Source organism: Rheinheimera muenzenbergensis (assembly GCF_036984005.1).
GTDB lineage: Bacteria > Pseudomonadota > Gammaproteobacteria > Enterobacterales > Alteromonadaceae > Alishewanella > Alishewanella muenzenbergensis.
The window spans coordinates 1-25,463 of the sequence record NZ_JALAAR010000019.1; the positions used below are offsets into that span (position 1 = coordinate 1).

Genomic DNA, 25,463 nt, shown 5'->3' on the forward strand with positions numbered 1-25,463 from the left:
AGTTATTCTGTAGGCCTTTATATACCAGCCTCTGGATCGGTCAACTGATCTGAAAAATTCTTATCTGATCGGCATTACTGCAGTTGCAGGCCTTTTGCACAGTAAGTTAGTACTTAAACCGCTTGCTGGATAATCACGTTATCCGCTTTTTTGGTGTACTGCTCCATGCGGTGGAAGTTCAGGTAACGGTAAGTATCGGCCGCCGTGGCGTCGATTTGCTTAGCGTATTCCAGATACTCGGCTACCGTGGGTAACTTACCGATAATAGACGCTACTGCTGCCAGCTCGGCTGAGGCTAAGTACACGTTAGCGCCCTGACCTAAACGGTTAGGGAAGTTACGGGTAGAGGTAGACACTACCGTTGAGTTTTCTGCAACGCGCGCCTGGTTACCCATACACAGCGAACAGCCTGGCATTTCAGTGCGGGCACCGACTTTACCAAAAATGCTGTAGTAACCTTCTTCAGTTAACTGAGCCTGGTCCATCTTGGTTGGTGGTGCAATCCACAGACGGGTTGGCAGCTGGCCTTTGTATTTATCCAGTAACTTACCGGCAGCACGGAAGTGGCCGATGTTAGTCATACAAGAACCGATAAAGACTTCATCAATCTTGTCGCCGGCAACTTCAGACAGTAAACGTGCATCGTCCGGATCATTCGGTGCACACAATACCGGCTCTTTAATATCGGCCAGGTCAATTTCAATCACTTCTGTGTATTCAGCATCAGCATCGGCAGACATCAGCTGCGGATCTTTCAGCCAGGCCTGCATCGCATTGATACGACGCTCAATGGTACGTACATCGCCGTAACCTTCGGCGATCATCCATTTCAGCATTACGATGTTTGATTCTAAGTACTCAGCGATAGACTCTTGTGACAGCTTGATAGTACAACCTGCCGCTGAACGCTCTGCCGAGGCATCAGATAACTCAAACGCCTGCTCAACCGTTAAGTGTGGTAAGCCTTCGATTTCCAGGATACGGCCAGAGAAGATGTTCTTCTTGCCTTTCTTATCAACGGTTAATAAGCCTTTTTGGATCGCCGCGTACGGAATAGCATGTACTAAGTCGCGCAGGGTAATACCTGGCTGCATTTCGCCTTTAAAGCGCACCAGTACCGACTCAGGCATATCCAGTGGCATAACGCCGGTGGCAGCAGCAAAGGCTACCAGGCCAGAACCGGCCGGGAATGAAATACCAATTGGGAAACGGGTGTGCGAGTCACCACCGGTACCAACGGTATCAGGCAGTAACATACGGTTTAACCAGCTGTGGATAATACCATCGCCCGGACGCAGTGAGACACCGCCGCGGTTCATGATGAAATCCGGCAGCGTGTGGTGAGTATCAACATCAACCGGCTTCGGATACGCTGCAGTGTGACAGAATGACTGCATGGTTAAGTCGGCAGAGAAGCCTAAACAGGCTAAGTCTTTTAACTCGTCACGCGTCATCGGGCCGGTAGTATCCTGCGAGCCCACAGTAGTCATTTTTGGTTCACAGTAAGTACCCGGGCGAACACCTTTGACGCCGCAGGCTTTACCCACCATTTTTTGCGCCAGCGTAAAGCCTTTGCCAGAGTCCGCTTTGGCTTGTGGCCGGCGGAATTTGTCTGAATGATCCAGGCCTAAAAATTCACGGGCACGGTCAGTTAAACCACGGCCAATGATTAACGGAATACGGCCACCGGCACGCACTTCGTCAATTAATACATCGGTTGCCAGGCTGAACTCGGCCAGTACTTCGCCGCTGCCATGACGTACTACCTTGCCTTCAAATGGCAGAATATCGATCACATCGCCCATTTCCAGCTTAGATACGTCCACTTCAATTGGCAGTGCGCCAGAGTCTTCCATGGTATTAAAGAAGATAGGCGCAATTTTACCGCCCAGTACAAAGCCACCACCGCGCTTGTTTGGCACGTAAGGAATATCGTCACCCATAAACCACAGCACTGAGTTAGTCGCCGATTTACGTGATGAACCGGTACCCACTACGTCACCAACATAAGCCAGCGGGAAGCCTTTTTTATTCAGCTCGTCCAGCTGCTTGATCGGGCCCACAGTACCCGGCTGATCCGGGTTAATGCCTTCACGGGCATTTTTCAGCATCGCTAAGGCGTGCAGTGGAATGTCCGGGCGTGACCAGGCATCTGGTGCCGGTGATAAGTCATCAGTGTTGGTTTCGCCCGACACTTTAAACACGGTAACGGTAATTTTTTCTGCTAAAGCTGGCTTGGCTTCAAACCACTCGGCATCCGCCCAGCTTTGCAGTACTTGTTTAGCATGAGCATTACCGGCATCGGCTTTTTCGGTAACATCATGGAAGGCATCGAAAATTAATAAGGTGTGTGACAGCGCTTTAGCTGCAATAGGCGCCAGCTTAGCATCGTCTAACAGGCTGATCAGCGGCTCAATGTTGTAACCGCCCATCATAGTGCCTAACAATTCTGTAGCACGCTCAGCGCTGATTAAACTGCAGCTGGCTTCACCTTTGGCCAGCGCGGCTAAAAAGCCGGCTTTGACATAGGCCGCTTCGTCTACACCTGGTGGTACACGGTTTACCAGCAAGTCAACTAAGGTGTCTTCTTCGCCTTTTGGCGGGTTTTTTAACAGTTCAACTAAAGCGGCTACCTGCTCAGCATTGAGTGGTTTTGGTGGGATACCTTGCGCAGCGCGCTCGGCCACATGTTCGCGATATTGTTGTAGCACAGTATGATCCTCTTGGTCGTTGGCTGCAGTCTTGCCACTGCAGCGTCATTCAACAGAATGAATGGGCGTAATTATATGAAAATTCGGGCCAGATTGACATCCGGCTGTTAACCACCCAGGTTATAGTGGTTATAAATTTCGTGAATACAAAACCCGGAGTTATATATTCTTTGTTATAGTGGTCAGACCTCGCCAACCCAACAGAGGTTGGAATCCCGAACTGGGCGTCACAGAGTGTCTGAGCCCTGCCGTAGGCATTAGGGCGAGTTGCTGTGACGAGCCAGGGCGGGAATTGCAACCGGCGGGCTAAGCTGTAAAAACAACAGGCTGAGTAGTCACCTACTCAGCCTGTGCAGTGTAGCAGATTTTTATTATCCAGAGATTACCAGATCTTAACGCGCTGCTCCGGCGGTAAATACATCGCATCGCCTTCTTTAATATCAAAGGCCGTGTAAAACTGCGGGATATTCGGCAATACACCAATAACGCGGTAATGCGCCGGAGAATGCGGGCCAGTACTTAACTGACGACGCAGCGCCTCTTCACGGAACTTAGTACGCCATACCTGCGCCCAGCTGATAAAGAAACGTTGCTCACCCGTGAAGCCATCCAGTACCGGTGCTTCTTTGCCGTCCAGCGACAACTGATAGGCTTTTAGTGCCACCGTCATACCGCCTAAGTCACCAATGTTTTCGCCCAGTGCTACCGCACCATTTACGTTAACGCCTGGCAGTGGCTCGAACTTGTTGTATTGGCCAATTAACTTGGCGCCACGGGCCTGGAACTGACCTTTGTCCTGCTCTGTCCACCAGTTACGCAGATTGCCGTTACCGTCATATTTCGCGCCCTGATCGTCAAAACCGTGGCCGATTTCGTGGCCGATAACACCACCGATACCACCGTAGTTTACCGCGTCATCCGCATCCATGTTAAAGAACGGCGGTTGCAAAATAGCAGCCGGGAATACGATCTCGTTATTCACCGGGTTGTAGTAAGCGTTAACCGTTTGCGGCGTCATAAACCATTCGCTCTTGTCGATTGGCTTACCCAGCTTGGCGACCATTTCGTCGTAACCCCAATGGCTGGCACGGACGAAGTTACCCACTAAATCATCGGCTTTAATTTCCAGCTTGCTGTAGTCTTTCCATTTGTCCGGATAACCGATTTTCGGCGTAAACTTGCTTAGTTTGTCCTGCGCGGCAACCTTAGTTTCAGCGGTCATCCACTCTAATTCATTAATGGACAACTCATAAGCCTTGATCAAATTGGCGACTAGCTGCTCCATCCGCGCTTTAGCTTCTGGCTTAAAGTGACGCTCGACATACAGTTTGCCCGTAAGCTCACCCAATACCTCATCTGATGCATCTACTGCGCGTTTCCAACGTGGTTGCTGCTCCTGAATACCGCTAAGGGTTGTACCGTAGAACGCAAAACGGCGCTCAGCAAAATTGCTGCTTAGCTTGTCGGCATAACCATGAATGGTCTTCATGCTCAGGTAATCCTGCCAGCTTTGCAGATCAGTAGCTTGCAATACCTTAGCAAAACCTTCGAAATAACTTGGCTGACGCACAATAATGTCGCTGACACCGGCCAGTTTTACCCCGGCGGCAAAGCCTGCCCAGTCAAAGGAACCCATGCTGGCATTTAAATCTGCCGCTGACATTTTATTGTAAGTTTTATCGGCATTGCGGCTTTCTAAACGTGTCCAGTGATGCTCGGCCAGGGCTTTCTCCAACGCGAATACGCGCTGTGCCGCCGCTTCAGCATCGGCATAACCTGCCAGGCTGAACATATCTTTTAAGTATTGCTGATACGCCGTCAGAATTTTCTGTGACGCTTCATCGTCTTTAAAATAGTAATCGCGGTCTGGCAGGCCTAAACCGCCCTGACCTAAATACACCGCATATTCGGTCGAGTTTTTCGCATCGTTGTTTACAAACCAGCCAAATGGAATGCCCACACCATCGCGCTGCAAGCGGGCAAATAACGCCGGCAATTGTGCTTTGTCCGTTACAGCTTTAATAGCATCTAATTGCGGTGTCAGCGGGGTTAACCCCAGCTTTTCAATCGTGGCTTCGTCCATAAAGCTGTTGTAAAAGCTACCCAGTTTTTGCTCGTCAGAGCCAGCTTTTAAGTCAGTGCGGGCTGATACTTCATCAATAATCGCCTTTACTGCTTTTTGCGAATTATCCGCCAGTACGTGGAAAGAGCCGTACGAAGCTTTGTCAGACGGGATCTCCGTTTCGGCCAGCCACTTACCGTTGATGGCCATAAAGAAATCTTCTGAAAATTTGACTGCCGGGTCAAAGTACTGGCTATCAACACCCGATACCAGCGGCGCTTTTACTGCTGCCACTGCCGGAGTTGGCGTTGCTGTGGTGTCCTGTTTGTTACACGCCGTAAGGCCAAGTGCCAGCGCGACCGAGGCGGCGGCTAAGGTAAGCTTTTTCATTATTGTTATCCTGTTTGGGTTACATATGTTACGCCTTACCATACTACTCTGTTGTCGCTTTGATGCCAAACCAGCAACAACACGAAGTTGTAACAAGTTATAAAAACGCTATGATGCTAGTTACTTAATCGCAATACACAGACGCTTATGGATAACCTGCGCCATGCAAATCAGTTGCTACACTGGGCAGAGCAACAGCAACTTACATCGCAGCAATTACAGCAGGCAGCAGAGCAAGTTAAGCTGCAAGCTGTGACAACCGACTGGTTAGCTCAAGCTAACCGGCTGTTGCTGTTAGCAGCAGTCATGTTGCTATGCAGTGCTGTTATTTTCTTTTTTGCCTATAACTGGCCGCTGCTGCATTACCTGGCGAAAATGGCTCTGGCCGGTACCGCAGTACTGTTAAGTGGCGGTATTGCTGTCGTGAGTGCAAGCGATAGTTTGCAAAGGCGTGCGGCTTTATTCACTTGCGCCATATTAACCGGCGCCTTACTGGCGTTAATTGGCCAGACTTACCAGACCGGTGCCGATATCTGGCAGTTATTCGCCGGCTGGGCGGCGCTTATTAGCCCGCTGGTATTGCTGAGTAAAAGCCGCGCCAGTTATCTGCTGTGGTTTGTGCTACTGCAGCTTGCGCTGTGGCGTTATCTGGACAGCAACGCCGGATTTTGGTCGCTTAATCATGCCCAGCTACTGTTGTTCGCTAGTTTAGCCAACCTGCTGTGGTTGCTTTTTGCCGAGTTTGCGCTGCGCCGTCTGGGGGTAACACAGCACAAGCCGCTACTGTGGCTGGCTGCGCTGACACTGCTTGCGCCGCTAACTTTTGCCGGCATCCTGGGAGTGTGGGAAAGCAATTACCAGTTAAATTTACTAAGTTATCTGCTAACCGCCGGTGTTTTGGCGCTGTGGTATTTCCGCCTGCAGCCTGATCTGCTGATCTTTGCTTTAGTGCTGTTTAGCGCCATCGCTGTCAGCACCGCAATGCTAAGCCGGCTTATGGACGGTGCTGATGGCTTTATGCTGGTTAACTTACTGGCCCTGTATGTTATTGGCAGCAGCGCGGCTGCCGCTGTATGGCTGAAAAAGTTGTTGCAGGAGGCGCAGCATGACCAATAACAAGGCGTTAATCAGCCAGTTGCAGCAGGCTGACATTATTACAGCCGACACCGCCCAACAGCTAACGCAGGCCAGCAGTCCCTGGTGGCTGCAACTGTTATTGGCTTTTGCCGCCTGGATAGCTTCGATACTCATTATCAGCTCTTTTATCGGCCCACTGCTGGCTTTAGCCGACAACAATGCCGGGCGGCTGATTGCTGCCGCCATCTTGCTTATCGCAGCTATCTGGCTGGCCACTAAACCGCAGGAATTTATGCAGCAAATGTCGGTGGCGATAGCGCTGGCCGGCCAGGGCTTGCTGGTGTATGCCGTGTATCACCTGTTTGACCGGCATGACGAACTAGCACGTTACGCCTGTGCACTGAGCAGTTTCCTGCTGTTATGTAGTCCGTTAAACCAGCTGCATCAACGCGTCAGCCTGCTCATCGCCTATAGCTGCTTATTGTCGCTAATTCACTCTGCGCCAGCCATTGCCGTTGTCAGTTCAGCACTGGCTGCAGCAGCGGTGTACTTATGGTGCAACCGGCCACGTTGGGCAGGGCTAACACACGCCCGCCGTATTAAAAGCCTGCTGGAAGTCAGCACACTTACTGCACTGGGCCTGACGTTATTTGGTCAGTGTCTGCTACTGATTGACAGCAGCAACTGGCTGGATGACAAATTAGCAACTGCCCGCAGCCTGCACAGTGCGCTTGGCAGCATAATATTAATTAGTACGGTGTTCTGGCTAAGCCGCCAGGCGACAGTACCCAGCAGGCTGGCCCTGCTTAGTATTACCAGCCTGCTGTGCTTCTTGCTGTACCCGGCATCCGGTATGTTAGTCAGTACGGCGCTTATGCTGGCTTGTTTTTACGGCTGCAATTATCGTTGGTATGCGCTTTGTCTGCTAAGCATGCTGTGTGCTATCAGCCAGTTTTATTACAGTTTAGAATTAAACCTGCTGTATAAATCTGGCCTGTTGGCGCTGTCCGGCTTACTGGTGTTGGCCGCCTGGCTATTACTGCAACGTTATCAGCGGAGGTTGCTATGAGCCCACGACTGACTCAACTGGCCATCGGCGTCGCCGTACTATTAATACTGGCTGCCAGCGCGCTGGCAATCTGGCGTTTTGAACACACCCTGGCCACAGGGCAAACCGTACTGATTGAACTGGCGCCGGTTGATCCGCGCTCTATTATGCAGGGCGACTATATGGCATTGGCTTTTACCATTGATCGTGCGCTGCCAGACGATGTCGCCCGGCATCGCTATGTCTGGCTTACGCTCACCGAGCAAGGTGTTGCCCGTTTTCATAGCCTGAGTCATCAGCTGCCACAACAACAAGACAAAATTGGCCTGTTATTGCGCCAGCGCGATGGCATTTATAGCGTTGGCCCAAATGCATTTTTCTTTACCGAGGGCAGCGCTAAGTTGTACGAACCAGCGCGCTATGGCCGGTTTAAGGTGGATAGCAGCGGCAAAGCACTGCTGACAGCATTGCTGGACGAGAACCTGCAGTTGCTGGGCGAGAATGCGCGCTGAACCTGCATCCAGCGAGAACCGGATTACCCTAAGCCAACCGTTGCAGGCCAGGATGGCCGACAAATTCGCCGGGAGCGAATTTGAACAGCGAAGCTGGTCCACCGGATAAACTTCATGGATGAAGTTTATAATCGAGCCTACAGGGATGTATTTACGGCGTGTTGGTGTGGGTAAACCGGTTTGAAGCCCCTGTAATTTATCAAAACTCTACAAGTTACACTGATAACAGCTGGGTTTGCGCGGGCAGCTGTTACCGCGGGCGCAAATCAGCTGCGCCGGCTTTTGTAAGCTGCGCGCCACCCAATTAATATTCAGGATATTCGCCACGCTTGTAAGCGCCGTTTGTATCGTTTTCGGCACCTTAGCACCACCGCTGCTGCCGACACATAACTGCTTTAGCTCCTGCGCCATACTGTCAGCATCAACTCCCTGCGCCAGCAGTGCAGGGTTTAAATCGATACCAGCACACAGTACATGGGCATTGCCGGCCAAATCGGCCACTTTTGTTGATTCACAACAATAGATACGCGGCGTGCCGTTTACATCCAGCAAAGACAATTGCGCGCTGCTGGCTACGCCATCGACATCAAACATCCGAAACACCGCCCAGTGCTGGCACGGATCTTCAACCTGACGCATATTGCCCCAGGGCAGCGGTATGCCATTGCCGCGATACACCGCTTTTAATTTTCCCGGCGTATAGGCATCAAAATAATGCCAGTGCGTATAAGGCGACACGGCTGTCATGCGGCGCATGGCTACCGATGCTGATACCCCGGCTTGATTATGCGTGCTGATCTCATAGCCATTTCTGTCCAGTAACTGCCGAAACGGTAGCTTGGGACACAGTAATGCACCGGCAAAAAAGCTTGATTCAAAGTCACGCCAGGCATGCAAAATGTCTTGCGGTTGCACCGCTGTCGAACTCGACAACTCGTCATCGTGCGCCCCACCTACCGTCATGCTGCTTTTAACGCCATCTTTATTGTGCAGCACAGCATGGCCAATATGCACGGCCAGCTCATACTTTAACCGCGTGGGAAACTGTTGTAATAAGCTGTTTAAATGCAAAGTATTGGGCGGGGTAAAAAATGAGGTCGACACATTTTTTGACAACACACCGAGCTCATCCAGCAGCTCTTTTGGCGCTTCAGTAAACCAACTGATCTGCAGTCCAAACCGCTTTACAATCGCCAGCAAGTCGTCAACACCCAGCGGCATCTGTTTTTGACCTACGTCTTCGGCTGCCCGCTCCAGTTCCGGAAAGTGGTTTTGCTGATGTTCCTGATGCGCACGGATCAGTAACTGGGCAAACTGCTTACCACTGGTACCGGTTTGCGACAGCATCTCCGGTATGGCAATTTGCAATATATCATTGGAAAACAAAAAGCCCGGCTCCAGCGCCATGCCATTAATGCCGCCCTTGCTGCCCTTTTGTGGTGTTAAATCTTCACCGGCATCTTCACCATCCAAAAACCAGTCAATATCTTTTTGAAAAACCTCGGCAATCACTTCCAGCATTTCTATGCCTGGCGTACGTTTGCCACGCTCGATCATCGATAGATACGACACCGACGGCGCATATTCCGGGTTAACCCTAATACAGCGGGTAGACAAGTCTTCCATGGTTAAGTTATTGCGTTTACGCAAGTTTCTTATCTTGGTGCCAAGGAAATGTGATTTACGCAGCAGGCTTTTGTTTAGTTTCATTTTGTAAAATTCACACTGTAAAATTTTTATTGTGAAATTATGCTGATTTTTAGCCTAGACTAGTTTTTAACCGATAGCAACTGGTCTGTGTTCTGACAGACGCGGCAGAGACGACGGTCCGGAATCCTGATAGCGCAGCCACAGAGTGTCTGAGCGAAAGCGTAAGCGGCACCGAGTTGCTGTGGCGAGCACAGTAGGAATTGCGGACCAAAGCTATACACAATTACCGGCAACAAGAGATCACAAGAGACGAGGATGACATCATGACAACACTGGCCCAACAACACAGCACACCATCACAGAGCCACACTGCCTGGATGGCGACCGAGCTTAGCGTGATTAACGAGCTGAACCAGCGTCATGTTAAGCAGGTAATGGATTACTCTAAAGGCTTTTTAGACAAAACCTTTCCGCTACAGCAAGGTTCGCACAAAGAAGTATGCAGTTATGTGGTGTACTACCAGCAATTGCTGGCGTTTTTTGCCGATGGCAGTACCAGCGGCTTACAAAACCCGGCACAGTTTGTTGCCTTAAGTGGCCACCGCGAAGCACCCTGCTCTATTGTGCTAAATAACAATGGCCGCCATGTCGAGCTGATTTTAAACCGCAGTGGTATTAACGGCTGCCAGGACAAAGCCAGCATCGACGATATTCAGCTGCAAACCTCAGCGCCTGACAGCATTTGGTTTAGCATGATTAGCGGCCGCCAGGTTAGCTGCACCCACAAAGGCAATAAGCAATTTACCTGCAAAGATGGCTTGCCATACTCACTGGCATAACGCCAGCCCAACCAGGCAGCGCCGGCTGCCTGGCATTCACCTTTTTATTTACCACAGTGAAACTTAATGTTTAGCTTTAGGCCAAACGAGGTACAATTGACTGTGCGTAATTAGTGGCGTTTAAAACTGCGTTAAGGTTCCGAATGAAAAAGCTTACTAGGTGTTTTCTACTGTTAGGCGGTATGCAACTGAGTGGTTGTACCGTCATTGGCATGATCGCAGATAACAGAGTTAACGAGAAGTTGGACAACGATCGCCCGCTAATGTCGACAGCAGCAGAGCATGAGCCATACACTGAGTTTGGCGCTATGGGGTTAGAAACGGACATTAAGATTGTAAAAAAACTGGTAGATACGCTGACTCCGGCCAGGTCAGAGCCACAAAAACGCTGCGAAATCATCAACAACAGGCGTATTTGCTACCAGCAGGGTTCTGAGCGCTATTAATCCAGCCGCTTTTTAAAGCGCAGCGTAGCGATAATTAAACCAACCAGCGTAAAAGCGGCCAGATAAGCTACATCATAACTGAGCGTCCACCACTGGGCATCTCGCAGCACTACTGCGCGGATCAGTCGCACAAAGTGTGTCGCGGGCAGCACTTCAGCCAGCCACTGCGCCGCCGTTGGCATAGCCGCATAAGGAAACATAAAGCCCGACAGTAATATAGACGGCAGTAAGATAAATACTGTCATCTGCATCGCCTGCAATTGCGTGGTGGCACGGGTTGAAATAATCAGCCCCAATGTCAGGCTGGCCAGAATAAACAGCAAGGTCACCACCAGAAGTGACAGCCAGTGCGCAGGCAACGGTACCGCAAATAGCACATGGCCAAGGCCGAGTATGATGCCGGTTTGAATACAACCCACAGCAATATAAGGTACGATTTTGCCCAGCATCAGTTCCAACGGTTGCATCGGCGTAGTGATCAGAAATTCCATATTACCCTGCTCGCGCTCCCTTACCACGGCCGCAGAAGTAAACAACACCATAGTCATCGTCAGGATCACAGCGATTAACCCCGGCACTATATTCACTGCGGTACGCTGCTCCGGGTTAAAATAACGCACGACCTGCATAACTGCGTCCGGGCTGTTATCACTTTTGAGCCCCTGCATTGTCAGCGGTAACTGACTAAGCGCACTGACCGCGCCGCTTAGCAACGGATCGCTGCCATCGGTTATCCACTGCGCAACCGGCTGTTTAAGCGTACCTTGTTGACGCAGTGCCAGCCGGCGCTGAAAATCAGCCGGCACTACCAGCACGGCGGCCACAACGCCACTGATCATGGCCTGCTCGGCTTGCCCGACACTGTCAAAGCGGTGGCTAAACTGTACTACCTGTGATGCTTCCAAATCATATATCAGCTGCCGGCTCTGTGCTGTGCCCGCCAAATCCACCACAGCTGAGGGCACCTGGCGCACATCGGTATTAATGGCATAGCCAAACAGCACCAGCTGAATAAGCGGTATCATTACTATCATGGCAAAAGTGATTTTGTCGCGGGCCAGCTGACGCAACTCTTTAAACATAATCGCATTAATTCTGCGCAGACTTGGCATAACCCACTCCGGTTGTCGCAACAAACACATCTTCGAGATTCGGCTCTACCCGCTGCAGCGCAGTCCCCGGCAATTGCTGCTGCAACCACTGCTGTGGTTCAGCCAGCCCGGGGGCCAACAGCACCCGCAAGGTATTACCAATCTGAGCGCTGGAAATCACCTCAGGCAAGGGTGCCAACTGTTTGCCCACCTGGCGCAGGTTGTCGCCCTGCAGTAAAAACACTCTGGCTTTAAGCTGTCGGGTTAGTTGCTGCGGGCTGGCGTCGGCACGTTTTTGCCCAAGCTCAAGAATGGCCAGGCCATGGCAGCGCTCGGCTTCATCCATATAATGCGTTGATACCAAAATTGTGGTCCCCGCATCGCTGAGATCAAATAACCGTTCCCAGAATTCGCGCCGGTTCTCCGGATCAACGGCCGACGTTGGTTCATCCAGCAATAACAACGGCGGCTGGTGCAAGGTAGCAGCGGCCAGCGCCAGGCGTTGTTTCTGGCCGCCACTTAACGCACCGGCGCGCACCTGTTGCTTGTCTTCAAGATGATACAACGCCAGTAACTGCGCTATCCGCTGCTGACTTTGCCGTCTTGCCAGGCCATAAATTTTTGCTACAAACTGCAGGTTCTCCGCTACACTCAGGCTGTCATATAACGAAAATTTCTGTGTCATATAGCCAATTTTGCGCCGCAGCGCTTCAGCTTGCTGTGGCAGTTCGTTGCCAAGTACCCGCACTTCACCGGCGCACGGCGTTAATAACCCGGTTAATAAGCGCATAGTGGTCGACTTACCGCAGCCGTTCGGCCCGAGAAAGCCATAAATAGCCCCACGGCGAATACTCAGGTCCAGGTTGTTTACCGCGCAGTAATCACCAAAGTATTTAGTCAGACCGCGGGTTTCAATAACGATATCAGTCATGGCAGTTCAATCCGTACCGGCGTGCCGCTGATTAGGTCTTTATTGTCTGCCAGGCTGATTTCGGTCAGATACACCAGCCGGCTGCGCTCGTGCTGATGCAGGGCAAAATGAGGTGTAAACGCGGCTTCGGTACTGATATAACGTACAGTACCATTAACGGCTGTTTCACGGCCCTGTAACCAGACACTCAGCTGCTGCCCAACCTGCCAGTGTGCAATCGCGCTGGCAGGTAAATACACCCTGGCATAGGCCGTATCAGACACCGCCAGTGTCATCAAAGTAGTGCCCGGCTGCACCCGCTCGCCCCGGTAACGCAGCACATCATCAATAATACCGTCACGGCCAGCATAGGTACTGCTTTGTTGCAGCTGCCACTGTAACTGTTCTACTCTGGCTTGTAGCTGCGCAACCTGCCACGAAGCCTGCGCTATATCCTGCTGCCGGTTACCGGCCAATGTTTCAGCCAGCTGCTGCTGTGCTGCCCGCTGTTCCGCCAGCGCTATTGCTAGTGCGGCATCAGCCTGCTGCACAGCCGCCTGTGAATTTAACTGCTGCGTTAATAACCCTGCCTGACGTTGCTGGGTCAGCTGCGCATCAAGCAGTTTTGCCTCTGCCCGTGCCAGGTTAGCTTTAGCCAGTTCACGCTGCTCGGTGCGGCTGCCCAGTTGCATCAGTTCCAGTTTCGCTTGCGCAGCGGCAAGTTCAGCCTGCACTTGCGTCAGTAGCAGCTGCTGCTCTGTGGTTTCCTGCTGCAGCAACAGCTGCCCTGCGCTTACCTGGTCACCTTTTTTCACAGTAACCTCTGTGATCAGGCCATCAACAGCGGTGCTGACCAGCAGCACCTCGCGCTCTACCGTGCCAAAGGCAGCTTTGGGTTCCTGCCCCTGGCAAGCACTCAGGCAGCAGGCAACTGCCAGCAGAATGAACTTACCCACGCTGACCTCCGGCTGTATCGGTTACCTTGGTGGCAAACAGTGGCGCTGCGCAGCTGGCTATCGCCGCCAACTCGTCTGGCGTTGCACTGAACTGTAAAATCTGCCGTACTACATCCGGCATTAAAAACGGAAACACCGCCAATGCCAGAGCACTGATCACCAGCGCCTGGCGCTTAGTTTCGCTGGCCTGCCCGGCACTTTTGGCCAGTTGTGCCAGCAGGTGTTCAACCGCTGTGCGGATCACACCATTGAAGGTGTCACTCACTATCTGATACTCGGCTGATGCCGGGTTGTGTAACGCGCGAAATATCATGCGCGGCAACTCAGGATGCGGTGCCATCATGCGATGATACTGCTGTACCAACGCCAGCATATCGGGCTTTTCACTTTGCAGCGGCGCGGAGCGCATCAGGCTCAGCATTGGTTGGATAGTTTCGTGCAACACCGCCTGAAACAAACCGGCTTTGTTATTAAAGTAATAACGGATCAGGGCCGGGTTGGTACCGGCCAGCCTGGCAATATCACGGGTAGTTGTCGCAGCATAGCCGCGTTTACTAAATTGCCCGCGCGCTGCGTTCAGTAAGCGCTCACGGCTTTGGGTATCGTCAGCGGACAATGGGCGTCCGGATGCATTTGCCATAAAAACTGCCTTAATTAACCAGATGATTAATAGCCTAGCGGCAAATATTGGCAGGTGATAGCAAATTAATTAACCGCCAGCGCAGTGTTGATTAACCGCCACCAGGTAAGACTGTCAGGCCGGCTTAGCGAAGCTGCAGTATTTCAGTGCAATTGATAACGCTGTAACAAAGCAGTGTAAGCAGCAGAGCTTTTGTAGCGCTGCAGCGCTTGGTCAAACTTAGCGACAAATTCCGGTGTGATCGCGCTTTGTCTGCTAAAAGCAAAATAGATATCGACAAAATCCAGCGGTGGCTGCAACACCTTTACCTTATCTGCCGCTTGTTGCAATTCGGCAGAATGGCGGGCGGTAAGTAATGACGCTATCCCCAGTTGCACGCGCCGGTTTGACAGCATTTTAAACAGCATCGGGTCTGACTCGACCAATGCCACCTTGCTAAATTCTGCAGCGTCTAACAAATCACCATAAGAAAACCCCCGCACAGCCGCCACCGGCTGCTGTGCCAGGCTGGCCAAATTGCCATCAAATTGCAGCGGACAAGGCTGGGCACACAGCAGCACTATAGGATCACGCAAATAACTCTGTGCACTGTAGTAAAATTGTGAAGTTCGGTTTTCGGTTTTATATAGCACAGTAATCACATCGGCCTTGCCACTGGCAACATGCTGCACCACTCTGTTCCAGGGCAAACGCTGCCAACGCAGTGTTAGCCCAAGCTGCAGCGCTACTGCCTGCATCACTTCAACCGAGAAGCCACTGAGCTTATCCGCCTGTTGATAATAAAACGGTGGGTAGTCCTCTGTCGAAATAGCCACACGCAGCGCCTGAGCATGTAACTGAAACAACATTAACAACAATCCAGCAAGTAAAAAATAACTGTGCCAGATAAGCCAGCGCCGTCTGCGCTGCCGGTAAATAGTCTTGCTGTCCATAGCCGCCAACTCCTGTAAGGACACGCCTAAACTATAGCCTCTTTGTCGGCAGTTAGCCTGCTGTCTAGCTGACGGCCTGATACAGAACACGATGCGATACAAGCTTTAATCTACTGTTTGTTGGCCGTTATGACTAACTAATGGTTAAAAAAACCAAAACGCAGCCTGGCCGATATAGCAGCTTACACGCAACCAATTTAAGTTATTGATTTTTATTAATTTAAATATTGGCATAGTGTTTGATTAACTTATAAAGACAGACTTCTGCTTTACGACAAAAGGATCAATATATGCACAGAACTATCGTCATTATCTTATTGGTTGCCGTTGGTATTTACTGTTTACCTTCTTTACTGGCAATGGCCGCGACCATTTTTGCCATTATTATTGGTATTTTCGGCGCTATTATCGGCGTAGGCATTTCATTAGCGGTGACTTTACTGCCGCTGATTATTTTCGGCTATTTGCTGTGGTGGCTGGTGCGTGATAACCGCCGTAGCCGGCAGTATTAAGATAACAGCAGACCCAGATCGGCACTGCGGCATTTTGCCGCTTTGCAATATCCGCTAAATTCTGTTCAGATAACCGCATTTCCTGCTACGGCTAACATCCTATGTTGAAATGGTGTCGTCATCTGCATAACTGGTTGGGTTTAATCCTGTTTGTACAAATCCTGCTGTGGTTTTTAAGCGGTCTGGTGATGGCCATATTACCGATAGAACAAGTAAGAGGTGAGCATTTACGCACTACGCCCTCTGCGCAGTGGCAGCAGGCGCTGATCAGCCCGGCCTTGGTACTGGCGAATCATAGCCTGAACGCCAGCTTTAGCCTTAGCCAGCAATTAAGGATGCAGACAAACGGGCTTAGCGTGCTGCCGGTGTATCTGGTAGATGACGCCGGCCAGCGCTTTCGCTACAGCGCCGTTGACGGCAAGCCATTGACGGCGTTATCAGCGTCGCAGATTGCTGAGCTGGCCCTGGCGCAATATCAGGGTAACGGTAGCCGGGGCCAGGCGGTATTACTGCAGCAGGCACCGGCCGAAGTTCGCCAGTTACCCACCCCGCTATGGCAACTACAGTTTGCCGACAGCGACAACACCGTGTTTTACCTGGATCCGGCCACCGGGGCCGTGCTTAGGGTACGCACCGACGGCTGGCGCTGGTTCGATTTTTTCTGGATGCTGCACATTATGGATTACGACGAGCGCAGTAACTTTAACAACCCATTGTTGATTACAACAGCAGGTGCGTCGTTACTCTTTACCCTGACCGGCATATTGCTGTTGTGGCAGCGTTACCGGCCAAAAAGACGCAGGCAGAATTTTAACGGCGCAACATCATGATAAGTTAAGTCACTTCAGCAACCGTTAATGCTCTGTGCTGGCTTGTGTTAGCAGTGCGGCATAACGGTTAAATTGCTCATCCGTCAGGCAAGGCTGGGTAAATTGGTTAATGTACCCTGATACCTGATCAACGTAGGTAATGTTAGCAGGCATCGCGCTTTCTATTTGCGCCACCCGGCTAAAAGCAACCACAGAGTGCAGCTGCTCACTGGCGTCATAAGCGAGTATCCGTAGTAATTGTTTTACCGCTTCGGTATTTTTGAAATTCTGATGCAGTGGGTTCATCAATAATTTGTTTCTGCCTAAATATTCCCGTCGCCAGTTTGCCTCGGTTTCACTGCCATAAATACGCCCGCGCTCACCACGTACCGCTATAACAAAAACACCAAACGGGCTTAATACCAGATGATCGACGACAATCAGCTCGTTTTTTTCGGTCAGTAGCTTCAGTTTGCGAAAATGCAGATAGCTTCTCGGCAAACGCCAGCGTAATAGCCGGTTTAATTTGTACTCGGCAAATATGCCTTTAAAACCGGGTAAATTAAGGCCAAACCAGGAAGTAAGCAAAAACACTAACAATAACAATGCGAACAAGAGCGCCGCAACCAACGGAATACTGCTAAGGATAGACATCCAGATTTCATCAGGCCTTGTTGTATTAGGCATGCTGAGATGATCAGCCGGTGCTGCCACTACAGGTGCAACTGTACTATCAACCGGCGTGTTTGCCTGCTTTACGTCAATGCTGTTAACTGCCGACACAGCGTGATTTTGCTCTGCGGCAAGATCTAACTGCCTGGTAGACTCAGGTTCAGCCAAGGGTTGCGGGCTAACTGCGCTAAGTTCAGCCTTGGGCTTAGCTGGCAGCACAGTATTGCTCAATTCAGCATCAGTTTGCGCTACCGTTTCAGTTGGCGCGGTCACGTTAGCCGGTGCAGAAGTACTTACCGGCGCAGTATCAGCGACTGGCGCCCTAACACTGGCTTTAGCTGCCTGCAGCTGCAGCGCAGACACGGGTTTAGCGCAAAATCGATTATATTCGCTTTTTGCATTGCGATAATTGCTACTTTGCTTTTGGTTGCTAAAGCGGTCGACTTGCTGCTGTAATAAAATACACGCACCTTCCGTATACTGCTGTTGCCCCTTAGCTGGCGGTAACCACAAAACTAAGAGCAATAAAAAATAAAAGGTCCGTTGCATAATTTATCTCTAATCTCCCAAGCCCTTATGCTAGCAGCAACACAGGCAATAAACACCCACTAATTTAACCAACTTATAGCCGTGCAGTTAGCGCTAAGTTAACCTATTGCCAGCCAAACACACACAAGCTGATATAATGCGGCCAAACAAATGATCAGGAGTTTTTGCTATGCACTTTTCTCAGGTAATGCAGCAATTCGGTGCAGATAAACCCGACAGCATGCCAATTGCTGTGCCATCAGCCTGGGGCCAGGGCCGCGCTGTTTTTGGCGGTATGGCCGCAGCCTTAGCCATGGCGCATTTGCTACCGGTTATACCGCAACATATGCCGCTGCGTTCGGTGTCGGTGTCGTTTGTTGCACCGTTAAACGCCGGCCAGGCCACGGTGCAACGCCGCATATTGCGCCAGGGCAAATCGGTAATACAGGCGCAGGTTAATATTGAGCAAGACGGCCAAATCGCCCTGGTGTTACTAGCCAGCTTTGGAGCGGCCCGCCCGTCGGCCCATCAACTTAGTGCCGACACCGCGCCACTATGGCCAACCGACAGCGCACTGACGCTGCCCAAACAGGGCCCGGCACCGGAATTTACCAACCACTTTGATTACCGCATTGCCCACGGTCAACTGCCGTTTAGCGCCAGCCCACTGCGCCAGCTGGGCGGTGATATCCGCATGTCCGGTAACGAAAGCAGCCAGGCCGGCATACTGGAGCTGCTGGCACTGGTTGACGCCTGGCCGCCGGTTAGCCTGACGTTGCTTAATCAACCGGCACCAGCCAGCTCACTGACCTGGACGTTGGAGTTTATCGCCCATGATTTACCCTTCAATACCACTGATTGGTGGCGCTACCTGGCTGAAATAGACTACGGCGCCGACGGCTATCATCATATCGCCGCCAAATTATGGCAACCGGATGGCAAACTGGCCGCCATCAGCCGGCAAACCGTTACCGTATTCGCTTAGGAGGCTCTCATGCTGAAATGCGACTTACATGACTATATTGAAATTGTCTGCCTGTATCGTTATCCGCTTAAGCTAACACTAAGCTCAGGCGCCGTGCTTAGCGGCACAGCGCTAACCACGCGCTATAACGACCAGCGACAAGAGTGTTTGGTCATTACGCAAAATGATACTGAGCAGCAGGTAGTGCTGGATGATATTGCACTGCTGGAAGTCACGGTAGCCAATCCGCATTTGCAGCAAGTACGGTTTAACTAAGTTAGTTGGCATGAGCAAAACCAGGAAAGTGCAATCAGATGGCTATATTGCTTAAAACATGTCTGTTGCTGTTAATGCATACCCTGGCAGTAGCTTTTGCGCTGTTTTATCTATGGCTGCTTCAACAGCATTATGTTGCGATGCAACAAGCCGAAGCGGTAGACATTCAAAGCGGCAGCGCATTTTTGTTGCTGCCACTACTATTGCCACTGTTGCACCTGATGAGCATTGCTGCACGACGTTACACCAACAAAGCTGCTGCCGTAAAAGCACGTAAGATGCAAAGCTGGGTATTTATCGCGCTGACTTTGGGTTTACCCCTTAGTGGTTTTTTCGCCAACCAATACCTGCTATGGCAATTAAAACAACACGGCTATCAACAGTGCCCGATAGAGCACTATGGCAGTCGCGCAAAATTTACCACCTACAGTAAGGACATTGGGTTATGCCCCGCTGCCTGAGCCCACAATTGCCAGGGTTAAAATTCTCAGTGGTATTACTCTGTTGTTTCATTGCCGCCTGCAGCGACCCTGAACAGCAGCGCGAGGCTGAGCACTATATTCTGCCGGCTAATTATGTCGGGGCATTTTACGTTATTTTTGATCAAGCCAGCGGCGAGCCTTTGCCGTACCAACACGATGCCCGCCGCTACCTGATACCAACAAATGGTGTATTACTAACACAAGCCAAGATTAGCGAAGGCGCCATTGCCGCCGATAAACTGCGCTTTTTCTACCAGAATGCGCCAGAGCAACTGACTGAAATAACCGCTCGCTGGTTAACCAGCATAGATGCGGAGCACGCGTATCAGGACAACACCACGTACATTTTCGGTGGCGGGCCGGGCGTTTACAACAGCTCAGAGCTGAAGTGCAGCATCCACTTTCGCGGCTTTCATATCGGCACTAAAAGCCAGATCCTGGACGAGGTAAACCACTTTGATATTGAGAGCTTTATTCAGAACAACAAGCTATGTTGAACTGGTATTGCGCCAACTGAGACAAAGCAGCAAAACTGGCAGTTACGACAGTATCAGAGTAAACTTTAGCCACTGTCAGGAGGAAATATGACCAAGTCTTATTCTCACAGCGTTAAAGAAAAGCCGGTTAAGTTTATGCCTAAACAGCAGAACTACTAGACCAGCCTGCAATACGAAGGTATGCAGCTGAAAAAGGAAAACGCCGATAAAATCATCGAGCAGTTACGCCTTAAGTATGCGCGATAAATACGGCGTATTGCAGGATGATCTGATCCAATTATTTTTGCAACTGACTCCACATTGAGCTTTGTATCATTGAAACTGCCCTCGAGCGTTGTAAATATCACATCTTGTGTTGACGCTATATAAACCGATTGCTACGATTACGCCATCCAACCCTGAGCAGTAAGCTTGCATCAACTATCTAGATGCATGCCGAGCCTCGGGGTTTTTCTATTTAGAGCTAAAGCAAATGTCTACCGCGATATTGATCGACGGCGCTTTTTTTATAAAACGCATCCGCCATTTTGAGCCCGCAAACTACTTTAACGCTCAGCGTATCGCCGATTTAGCTGTACGCTGCGCGATGCTGCATTTAAAAGACGGAGAACGGGCCGAGCGTTCACTTTATAGAATATTTTTCTATGACTGCGCCCCGTTGGAAAAGAAAATGCACAACCCGGTTTCTCGCCTTGCAATTGATTTTTCAAAATCTGACGAAGCTAAATTTCGACTTGAACTACATCAGCGACTGCTGAAAAAACGCAAACTGGCTTTAAGGCTTGGCGAACTGTCGAAGGCTTCGGAATGGGTGATAAAACCATTGGTAGCTCAGTCCATTTTAAAAGGTCAGCGCAACTTAGCAACGGCTCCTTTGCTGGAGTCAGAGGTTACTATCAGTACCCGTCAAAAAGGCGTAGATATGCGTATTGGTATTGATATCACTACGCTGACCTTAAAGCAGCAGGTTAACCAAATTATCCTCATCGCCGGAGACTCTGATTTTGTGCCCGCTGCAAAGTTGGCCCGGCGCGAAGGAGTCGATTTTATCCTTGATCCCATGTGGCAAGTTGTTCCGGCAAAGCTAAACGAACATATCGATGGCTTACGCAGCACTTATCGAACAAAACAAAATGGAGCTGCTGCACACGGTCAAAGCGATACAGATGACGCGGCAAATGCTCAATAAATAAATGCAAATAGCGGTGCTACGTCCGATACCATTTTTAACGGTTGATGCTAAGCTGCCTCACGCTTTCTTACCTGAGCCAGGTGCAATTTACTCAGCACTTTTTTGCCTGCCTTGGCCATATTTAGCCTGGCGCTAAACTGGCGCAGCTGGTCATCACTGAAGCACGGCTGATAAAAGCGGTTAATGTAATCGCCGACCAAATCGGTATACATCACGTTTTGTGGTATTTGAAATTTAAACTGCGCGCGCAGGCTAAAAGCAACAATGGAATGCACGCTATCGCCGTCTTGGCCGCTTAATCCAAGTAGCTGCTTTACCTCTTCAGTGTGTTTGTAGTTTTGGTGTAGCGGGTTCATAAACTGGTGCTTACTGCGAAAACGTTGCACTATCCATTGTGGTTGTCTTTCGCTACCAAAGATCCAGCCACGGTAGTTTTTAACCTCAATAACGAAGATACCAAAGGGGCTTAATACCAGATGATCTACCTCGGTAAAATCACCTTTTTCTGCCGGTATAACCAAATTACGATAATGCTGATAGCTGGCCGGTAGCTCCTTAACCAACACCCGATGTAACGCCCATTCCCCCATTGCGCCTTTAATCCGTGCGCCATAGCGGGCGGCAATAAATGCCAGCACGCCTATAACAAAAATAAACAACAGCAGCATAGCCAACATACTGCCAAGCAACGCAAACACAGGGGCGAATAAAGCGGTTAGCACATCAGCAGGCTTTGGCGGCGCGGCAGGTGCCGGTTTGACCGGCGGCGGTGTTGCAGCTTTAACCGCAACATTTGCGCTCACCGGCTTGGCGGTTGCAGTATTTTTAACGCTGCCAACCGCAACGGGTTTGGCGGGAATATTAGTCAGCACCAGATCTTTTACCGGCGCCGGTATCGTGTTTTGGCAGTGGTTATCCACTTCACGTTTAGCGCTTTGGTAGTTATGGCTATTCGGCTGAGAGGAAAATTGCACCATCTGATGCTGCAGCAGCAAACACGCGCCCTCGGTATATTGCTTCTGACCAAAGACCAGCGGGGAGATAACCAGTAATAGCGGTAAAGTAAAACGCATCCAGCGCATAAGGCGTCCCTGATTTATGGAATAGGGATGCTAGCAAGAGATGAAGCGAGCAGCAAGAACCATGAGCAATTACTATGATTTCCCTTGGAAACCATAACTGTAGCGTGCTTCTGCAGCTCTAAGAATATCAATTACACTGACCCTATCGATTGCTGATTAAAGTAGAAAAAGGCGAGACGCGACCCCATGCTTTTCCATAGCTGATTAAAACAGTTAACTTAAACCTTGGCTCCCACCTCGGACCCAGCACCTTGATTACATAACCATCTTTGCGCTGATTTCTGCAGATGCGACATTTTGTGTTAACTATTAACACAGAGACGAGGTTATGGCCAGAACCACCAGCGTTAACATAGACCCGCACCTTGATGCTTTGGTCAGTCAATTGCTTGAGTCATGCCGCTATGGCTCTACCAGCGAAGTAATGCGCTCAGCCCTGCACTTACTCGAGCACCAGGAAAACCAAATGGCAGTCCTAAGACAAGCTGTTGCTGCAGGTGAACAAAGCGGAGAAAGTGATTTAACACTAAGTCAGATTGCCGACCTGTTGAAGCAACAGCACCATGTATAAGCTGTCTAAATACTATTTTTATCGCAACCGCCAGCAGGATCTATATGTGCGGCGGATATTACACCAGCAAATGCAAACCACCCGGCACGTGTTTAAGCCACCACTTTAGTAAGCGTTTGGATTTTCTTCCTGAAAGTTCAAGTGCAACTTTCAAGGCGAGCCCCACCGGAGCTTGGGGTTTAAATAGCGCACGTCATTATTCCGGCAAAAACCTTGCAAAAACACCATAGTTAGAAATTTATCATCTTTTTTAGGTACATTTTTTACCCTTACCTAATTTAGCTATGTTAAATTCTCTACCGGCCTACAATAGGGATTTTACGAATGGATGTCATGACTCTAAGCTATGTAAATTTACTCATCGGCTTAGCCGGTGTTATTTTACTATCGCTAATTTACAAGAATGCTCAATCAGAACGGCATTTACTATTTTGGCTGTCGGCAAGCTTTGCGTTATGCGTCACTTCAATTTGTGGTGTAGTAATACGCTCAGGAGTTGAGGCACCATATTGGTTGGTCCCTGCAGGCGCAAATCTTGCGACGATAAGCTTTAGTGCTTTTATACTAAGTGCCATTTATGTAGTCACAAAGCGCAGAGTTAAATATCATTGGCTGTTCGGCGTACTGGCATTGGCTTACGCACTCAATCACACTGATTTTGCCCAAGTATCCACCGTCAATCGGATATTAGTCAATTTCCCACTAATTATTGTCTTGAATTTATTGGCGATAAAGCAACTATTAGCCCAGACGAAAAGTGAGCTTAGTGGTGTTTATCGGGCATTAATTTTCGCCTTTGTGGTTAATATTATTCAGCTTGGCACCCGTTTTACACTGCTTATTCTGCTTCAATTTGATCTGGTTTCCCCTTCACAAACAACGCTGATACACAGCCTTGGCTACTACGGTTTGACGACTTATGCGTTTTTAACTTTGGGTTCATGCCTCTGTTTAGTTTACAAAAAAAGTAGCATCGAAATGCGTGATAATATGGAACGCGACCCACTGACAGGCGTGTTCAACCGTCATAATCTGCCATTAAAGCTGCAAAATGAGCTGCAACGTGCCAGCCGCTCAAAACAGCATGTCAGCATTGTTATGATAGATATTGATCACTTCAAAAAAGTAAATGATTCTTTGGGCCATGTTGCCGGCGATTTGGCACTATGCCACGTAGCAGAAGTCGTCCAAAAACAGCTACGCACGTATGATGCTATGTTCCGTTACGGTGGTGAAGAGTTTTTAATTTGCCTGCCGGATACGCCTTTAAGCTCCGCACTAAATATAGCTAACCGCATCCGTAAACACATTGAGCAATCTGAACTTAGTGCACTGCCAGAGCTGAAACTGACCATTAGTGTTGGTGTGGCAACATCCTCAACAGATGTCTCTGACTGGCAATTGCTGGTTCAACACGCTGACCAAGCGCTGTATCAAGCTAAACGTCAAGGGCGAAATCAGGTGTTGCACTATGATGGCGCTGCAATAATCTCTTTATGACAAAAACACACAGTCTCACAGCTGTAGCGACGCACACTTAACATGGCCTGAGTGCATTAAAACAGCGATAGCCCCAGCTCATCAGCCAATTGCTGAATTAACTGCATCGCCACTACCGAGTTACCAAAGCGGTTTAGCGGCGGGCTCCAGGCGGTTATTACACCAAATTGCGGTACTATCGCCACTATGGCGCCGCCTACCCCGCTTTTGGCCGGCAAGCCTACTTTAAAGGCAAACTCGCCAGACTGATCATACATACCACTGGTGGATAAAATTGCATTTACCCGATGGGCGTCACGCCGGCTGCATATTTGCTCGTTAGTGTGCGGCTGCACGCCACGATTAGCTAAAAACAATAACGAGCGGGCCAGTTGTTCACAGTTAATCGCCGTGGCGCATTGGTGGAAATAATGCTCCAGTACCTGTGGCACACCGGCTTCAATATTACCGAAACTTTTCATCAGGTAGGCCAGGGCCGCATTACGGTTACCGTGTTCCAGCTCAGACAGATACACTTGCTGATCGGCATAAATGGCCTCCTCCCCGGTTAAGCGGCGCAAAAACGTTAAAAATGCCGTTTTGCTGGCCGAGTAATGACTCACCAGCACATCCGCAACCAAAATAGCGCCGGCGTTGATCACCGGATTACGTGGTATGCCCTTCTCCCATTCCAATTGCACAATAGAATTAAACGGCTGGCCAGAAGGCTCCATATTGACTCGCTGCCACAAGCCATCTCCCAGCCGGTTCATTGCCATCACCAGGCCGAAAATTTTTGAAATACTCTGCAAGGAAAAATTCTGCTGCGCTGCGCCAGCGCTGAATATCTTACCGTCCAGCGTGGCCACTGCAACCGCAGCCTGTTGCGGCGCCACCTGCGCCAATGCCGGTATATAATCCGCCACTTTGCCGCTGCTGTACAATGGCTGGCACTGCGTTAACATGCGCAGGAGCAAGCTACTCAGATCAGTAATTTCAGTTATCGGCAAAGCATTCTCCTGCTGCGGTATGTGTCAGCGCAGTATGCCACAGCCGAGTACAACTGCGGTAAAAACGCTATAGGCAAAACATCGGCCCAATGTGGCTGTCGCTGTTATAAAACAACAAAGGCCGC

Annotated in this window: 25 protein-coding genes; 14 read left to right on the forward strand and 11 right to left on the reverse strand. The window is 50.1% G+C overall.

Annotation, left to right across the window (positions count from 1 at the left end):
• Window positions 1-113 precede the first annotated feature (113 nt).
• Window positions 114-2,711 (reverse strand): bifunctional aconitate hydratase 2/2-methylisocitrate dehydratase, encoded by a 2,598-nt coding sequence (gene acnB, locus MN202_RS17585; RefSeq protein ID WP_335737448.1) that lies wholly within the window; start codon window positions 2,709-2,711, stop codon window positions 114-116.
• Between the two features lie 382 nt (window positions 2,712-3,093).
• Complete coding sequence (locus tag MN202_RS17590) at window positions 3,094-5,163, reverse strand: M13 family metallopeptidase (protein WP_335737449.1); 2,070 nt, start codon at window positions 5,161-5,163, stop codon at window positions 3,094-3,096.
• A 147-nt stretch (window positions 5,164-5,310) separates the two neighbouring features.
• Between MN202_RS17590 and MN202_RS17595 the strand changes: the two genes are divergently transcribed.
• Genes MN202_RS17595 through MN202_RS17605 form a run of 3 tightly spaced genes read left to right on the forward strand, consistent with a single transcriptional unit; the run spans window position 5,311 to window position 7,800 of the window.
• Complete coding sequence (locus MN202_RS17595) at window positions 5,311-6,279, forward strand: DUF2157 domain-containing protein (protein WP_335737450.1); 969 nt, start codon at window positions 5,311-5,313, stop codon at window positions 6,277-6,279.
• Window positions 6,269-7,309 carry a DUF4401 domain-containing protein gene (locus MN202_RS17600; RefSeq protein ID WP_335737451.1) on the forward strand — a complete coding sequence of 347 codons (1,041 nt, stop codon included), beginning with the start codon at window positions 6,269-6,271 and terminating at the stop codon, window positions 7,307-7,309. Before MN202_RS17595 ends, MN202_RS17600 begins: the two co-directional genes overlap by 11 nt.
• A complete protein-coding gene (locus MN202_RS17605; protein ID WP_335737452.1) occupies window positions 7,306-7,800 on the forward strand; it encodes a GDYXXLXY domain-containing protein in 495 nt (164 codons plus the stop codon). Before MN202_RS17600 ends, MN202_RS17605 begins: the two co-directional genes overlap by 4 nt.
• A 207-nt stretch (window positions 7,801-8,007) precedes the next feature.
• Here the strand turns inward: MN202_RS17605 and MN202_RS17610 are convergent, their stop codons facing one another.
• The gene (locus MN202_RS17610) at window positions 8,008-9,510 is read right to left on the reverse strand and encodes a DUF3612 domain-containing protein (RefSeq protein ID WP_335737453.1); all 1,503 of its coding nucleotides are present in this window, start codon (window positions 9,508-9,510) and stop codon (window positions 8,008-8,010) included.
• Between the two features lie 263 nt (window positions 9,511-9,773).
• Here MN202_RS17610 and MN202_RS17615 point away from each other — a divergent pair, with 263 nt between their 5' ends.
• Both MN202_RS17615 and MN202_RS17620 read left to right on the forward strand, forming a co-directional pair.
• Window positions 9,774-10,289 (forward strand): aldolase/citrate lyase/malate synthase family protein, encoded by a 516-nt coding sequence (locus tag MN202_RS17615; protein WP_335737454.1) that lies wholly within the window; start codon window positions 9,774-9,776, stop codon window positions 10,287-10,289.
• Between the two features lie 143 nt (window positions 10,290-10,432).
• Window positions 10,433-10,735 (forward strand): hypothetical protein, encoded by a 303-nt coding sequence (locus MN202_RS17620; protein ID WP_335737455.1) that lies wholly within the window; start codon window positions 10,433-10,435, stop codon window positions 10,733-10,735.
• Here the strand turns inward: MN202_RS17620 and MN202_RS17625 are convergent.
• The 5 genes from MN202_RS17625 to MN202_RS17645 all read right to left on the reverse strand — a co-directional run bounded on the left by MN202_RS17625 (window position 10,732) and on the right by MN202_RS17645 (window position 15,264).
• Window positions 10,732-11,847 (reverse strand): ABC transporter permease, encoded by a 1,116-nt coding sequence (locus tag MN202_RS17625; protein WP_335737456.1) that lies wholly within the window; start codon window positions 11,845-11,847, stop codon window positions 10,732-10,734. The two genes, MN202_RS17620 and MN202_RS17625, sit on opposite strands and share 4 nt — an antisense overlap.
• A complete protein-coding gene (locus tag MN202_RS17630) occupies window positions 11,825-12,757 on the reverse strand; it encodes an ABC transporter ATP-binding protein (RefSeq protein WP_335737457.1) in 933 nt (310 codons plus the stop codon). Before MN202_RS17630 ends, MN202_RS17625 begins: the two co-directional genes overlap by 23 nt.
• Window positions 12,754-13,692, reverse strand: coding sequence for an HlyD family secretion protein (locus tag MN202_RS17635; RefSeq protein ID WP_335737458.1), 939 nt, complete (start codon window positions 13,690-13,692; stop codon window positions 12,754-12,756). Before MN202_RS17635 ends, MN202_RS17630 begins: the two co-directional genes overlap by 4 nt.
• Entirely contained in the window at window positions 13,685-14,332 is a 648-nt protein-coding gene (locus tag MN202_RS17640) for a TetR/AcrR family transcriptional regulator (RefSeq protein ID WP_335737459.1), read from the reverse strand. The genes MN202_RS17635 and MN202_RS17640 overlap by 8 nt, the downstream gene beginning before the upstream one ends.
• A gap of 143 nt (window positions 14,333-14,475) precedes the next feature.
• A complete protein-coding gene (locus tag MN202_RS17645) occupies window positions 14,476-15,264 on the reverse strand; it encodes a substrate-binding periplasmic protein (protein WP_335737460.1) in 789 nt (262 codons plus the stop codon).
• A gap of 290 nt (window positions 15,265-15,554) precedes the next feature.
• Between MN202_RS17645 and MN202_RS17650 the strand changes: the two genes are divergently transcribed.
• Both MN202_RS17650 and MN202_RS17655 read left to right on the forward strand, forming a co-directional pair.
• Window positions 15,555-15,776 (forward strand): hypothetical protein, encoded by a 222-nt coding sequence (locus MN202_RS17650; protein WP_335737461.1) that lies wholly within the window; start codon window positions 15,555-15,557, stop codon window positions 15,774-15,776.
• Between the two features lie 101 nt (window positions 15,777-15,877).
• Window positions 15,878-16,606 (forward strand): PepSY domain-containing protein, encoded by a 729-nt coding sequence (locus MN202_RS17655; protein ID WP_335737462.1) that lies wholly within the window; start codon window positions 15,878-15,880, stop codon window positions 16,604-16,606.
• Window positions 16,607-16,630: 24 nt separating this feature from the next.
• Here MN202_RS17655 and MN202_RS17660 read toward each other — a convergent pair whose 3' ends face one another.
• Complete coding sequence (locus MN202_RS17660) at window positions 16,631-17,806, reverse strand: nuclease-related domain-containing protein (protein ID WP_335737463.1); 1,176 nt, start codon at window positions 17,804-17,806, stop codon at window positions 16,631-16,633.
• Between the two features lie 169 nt (window positions 17,807-17,975).
• Between MN202_RS17660 and MN202_RS17665 the strand changes: the two genes are divergently transcribed.
• The 5 genes from MN202_RS17665 (at window position 17,976) to MN202_RS17685 (ending at window position 21,193) form a co-directional block, all read left to right on the forward strand.
• Complete coding sequence (locus MN202_RS17665; protein WP_335737464.1) at window positions 17,976-18,770, forward strand: acyl-CoA thioesterase; 795 nt, start codon at window positions 17,976-17,978, stop codon at window positions 18,768-18,770.
• A 9-nt stretch (window positions 18,771-18,779) separates the two neighbouring features.
• Window positions 18,780-19,025, forward strand: coding sequence for a Rho-binding antiterminator (locus MN202_RS17670; protein WP_335737465.1), 246 nt, complete (start codon window positions 18,780-18,782; stop codon window positions 19,023-19,025).
• 38 nt (window positions 19,026-19,063) lie between these two features.
• On the forward strand, window positions 19,064-19,486 hold the full coding sequence (locus MN202_RS17675) for a DUF1240 domain-containing protein (RefSeq protein WP_335737466.1): 423 nt from the start codon (window positions 19,064-19,066) through the stop codon (window positions 19,484-19,486).
• On the forward strand, window positions 19,471-20,004 hold the full coding sequence (locus MN202_RS17680; protein WP_335737467.1) for a DUF6843 domain-containing protein: 534 nt from the start codon (window positions 19,471-19,473) through the stop codon (window positions 20,002-20,004). Before MN202_RS17675 ends, MN202_RS17680 begins: the two co-directional genes overlap by 16 nt.
• Before the next feature lie 472 nt (window positions 20,005-20,476).
• Window positions 20,477-21,193, forward strand: coding sequence for an NYN domain-containing protein (locus MN202_RS17685; RefSeq protein WP_240224406.1), 717 nt, complete (start codon window positions 20,477-20,479; stop codon window positions 21,191-21,193).
• 50 nt (window positions 21,194-21,243) lie between these two features.
• On the opposite strand, the gene MN202_RS17690 is transcribed toward MN202_RS17685, so the two are convergent.
• The gene (locus MN202_RS17690; protein WP_335737468.1) at window positions 21,244-22,278 is read right to left on the reverse strand and encodes a nuclease-related domain-containing protein; all 1,035 of its coding nucleotides are present in this window, start codon (window positions 22,276-22,278) and stop codon (window positions 21,244-21,246) included.
• A 328-nt stretch (window positions 22,279-22,606) separates the two neighbouring features.
• Between MN202_RS17690 and MN202_RS17695 the strand changes: the two genes are divergently transcribed.
• On the forward strand, window positions 22,607-22,849 hold the full coding sequence (locus tag MN202_RS17695; RefSeq protein ID WP_335737469.1) for a type II toxin-antitoxin system ParD family antitoxin: 243 nt from the start codon (window positions 22,607-22,609) through the stop codon (window positions 22,847-22,849).
• A gap of 324 nt (window positions 22,850-23,173) precedes the next feature.
• Window positions 23,174-24,349 carry a GGDEF domain-containing protein gene (locus MN202_RS17700; RefSeq protein WP_335737470.1) on the forward strand — a complete coding sequence of 392 codons (1,176 nt, stop codon included), beginning with the start codon at window positions 23,174-23,176 and terminating at the stop codon, window positions 24,347-24,349.
• A gap of 56 nt (window positions 24,350-24,405) precedes the next feature.
• Here the strand turns inward: MN202_RS17700 and glsB are convergent, their stop codons facing one another.
• Entirely contained in the window at window positions 24,406-25,338 is a 933-nt protein-coding gene (glsB, locus tag MN202_RS17705; RefSeq protein ID WP_335737471.1) for a glutaminase B, read from the reverse strand.
• Window positions 25,339-25,463: the final 125 nt, after the last annotated feature.

Bases quoted from the DNA above. Each gene is read 5' to 3' on its own strand.
- MN202_RS17600 (WP_335737451.1), top strand. From the start codon at position 6,269: ATGACCAATAACAAGGCGTTAATCAGCCAGTTGCAGCAGGCTGACATT.
- MN202_RS17590 (WP_335737449.1), bottom strand. From the start codon at position 5,163: ATGAAAAAGCTTACCTTAGCCGCCGCCTCGGTCGCGCTGGCACTTGGC.
- MN202_RS17630 (WP_335737457.1), bottom strand. From the start codon at position 12,757: ATGACTGATATCGTTATTGAAACCCGCGGTCTGACTAAATACTTTGGT.
- MN202_RS17655 (WP_335737462.1), top strand. From the start codon at position 15,878: ATGTTGAAATGGTGTCGTCATCTGCATAACTGGTTGGGTTTAATCCTG.
- MN202_RS17610 (WP_335737453.1), bottom strand. From the start codon at position 9,510: ATGAAACTAAACAAAAGCCTGCTGCGTAAATCACATTTCCTTGGCACC.
- MN202_RS17615 (WP_335737454.1), top strand. From the start codon at position 9,774: ATGACAACACTGGCCCAACAACACAGCACACCATCACAGAGCCACACT.
- MN202_RS17680 (WP_335737467.1), top strand. From the start codon at position 19,471: ATGCCCCGCTGCCTGAGCCCACAATTGCCAGGGTTAAAATTCTCAGTG.
- MN202_RS17670 (WP_335737465.1), top strand. From the start codon at position 18,780: ATGCTGAAATGCGACTTACATGACTATATTGAAATTGTCTGCCTGTAT.
- MN202_RS17605 (WP_335737452.1), top strand. From the start codon at position 7,306: ATGAGCCCACGACTGACTCAACTGGCCATCGGCGTCGCCGTACTATTA.
- MN202_RS17595 (WP_335737450.1), top strand. From the start codon at position 5,311: ATGGATAACCTGCGCCATGCAAATCAGTTGCTACACTGGGCAGAGCAA.
- MN202_RS17620 (WP_335737455.1), top strand. From the start codon at position 10,433: ATGAAAAAGCTTACTAGGTGTTTTCTACTGTTAGGCGGTATGCAACTG.
- MN202_RS17660 (WP_335737463.1), bottom strand. From the start codon at position 17,806: ATGCAACGGACCTTTTATTTTTTATTGCTCTTAGTTTTGTGGTTACCG.
- MN202_RS17675 (WP_335737466.1), top strand. From the start codon at position 19,064: ATGGCTATATTGCTTAAAACATGTCTGTTGCTGTTAATGCATACCCTG.
- MN202_RS17665 (WP_335737464.1), top strand. From the start codon at position 17,976: ATGCACTTTTCTCAGGTAATGCAGCAATTCGGTGCAGATAAACCCGAC.
- MN202_RS17625 (WP_335737456.1), bottom strand. From the start codon at position 11,847: ATGCCAAGTCTGCGCAGAATTAATGCGATTATGTTTAAAGAGTTGCGT.
- MN202_RS17695 (WP_335737469.1), top strand. From the start codon at position 22,607: ATGGCCAGAACCACCAGCGTTAACATAGACCCGCACCTTGATGCTTTG.
- MN202_RS17645 (WP_335737460.1), bottom strand. From the start codon at position 15,264: ATGGACAGCAAGACTATTTACCGGCAGCGCAGACGGCGCTGGCTTATC.
- MN202_RS17685 (WP_240224406.1), top strand. From the start codon at position 20,477: ATGTCTACCGCGATATTGATCGACGGCGCTTTTTTTATAAAACGCATC.
- MN202_RS17640 (WP_335737459.1), bottom strand. From the start codon at position 14,332: ATGGCAAATGCATCCGGACGCCCATTGTCCGCTGACGATACCCAAAGC.
- MN202_RS17700 (WP_335737470.1), top strand. From the start codon at position 23,174: ATGGATGTCATGACTCTAAGCTATGTAAATTTACTCATCGGCTTAGCC.
- MN202_RS17690 (WP_335737468.1), bottom strand. From the start codon at position 22,278: ATGCGCTGGATGCGTTTTACTTTACCGCTATTACTGGTTATCTCCCCG.
- MN202_RS17650 (WP_335737461.1), top strand. From the start codon at position 15,555: ATGCACAGAACTATCGTCATTATCTTATTGGTTGCCGTTGGTATTTAC.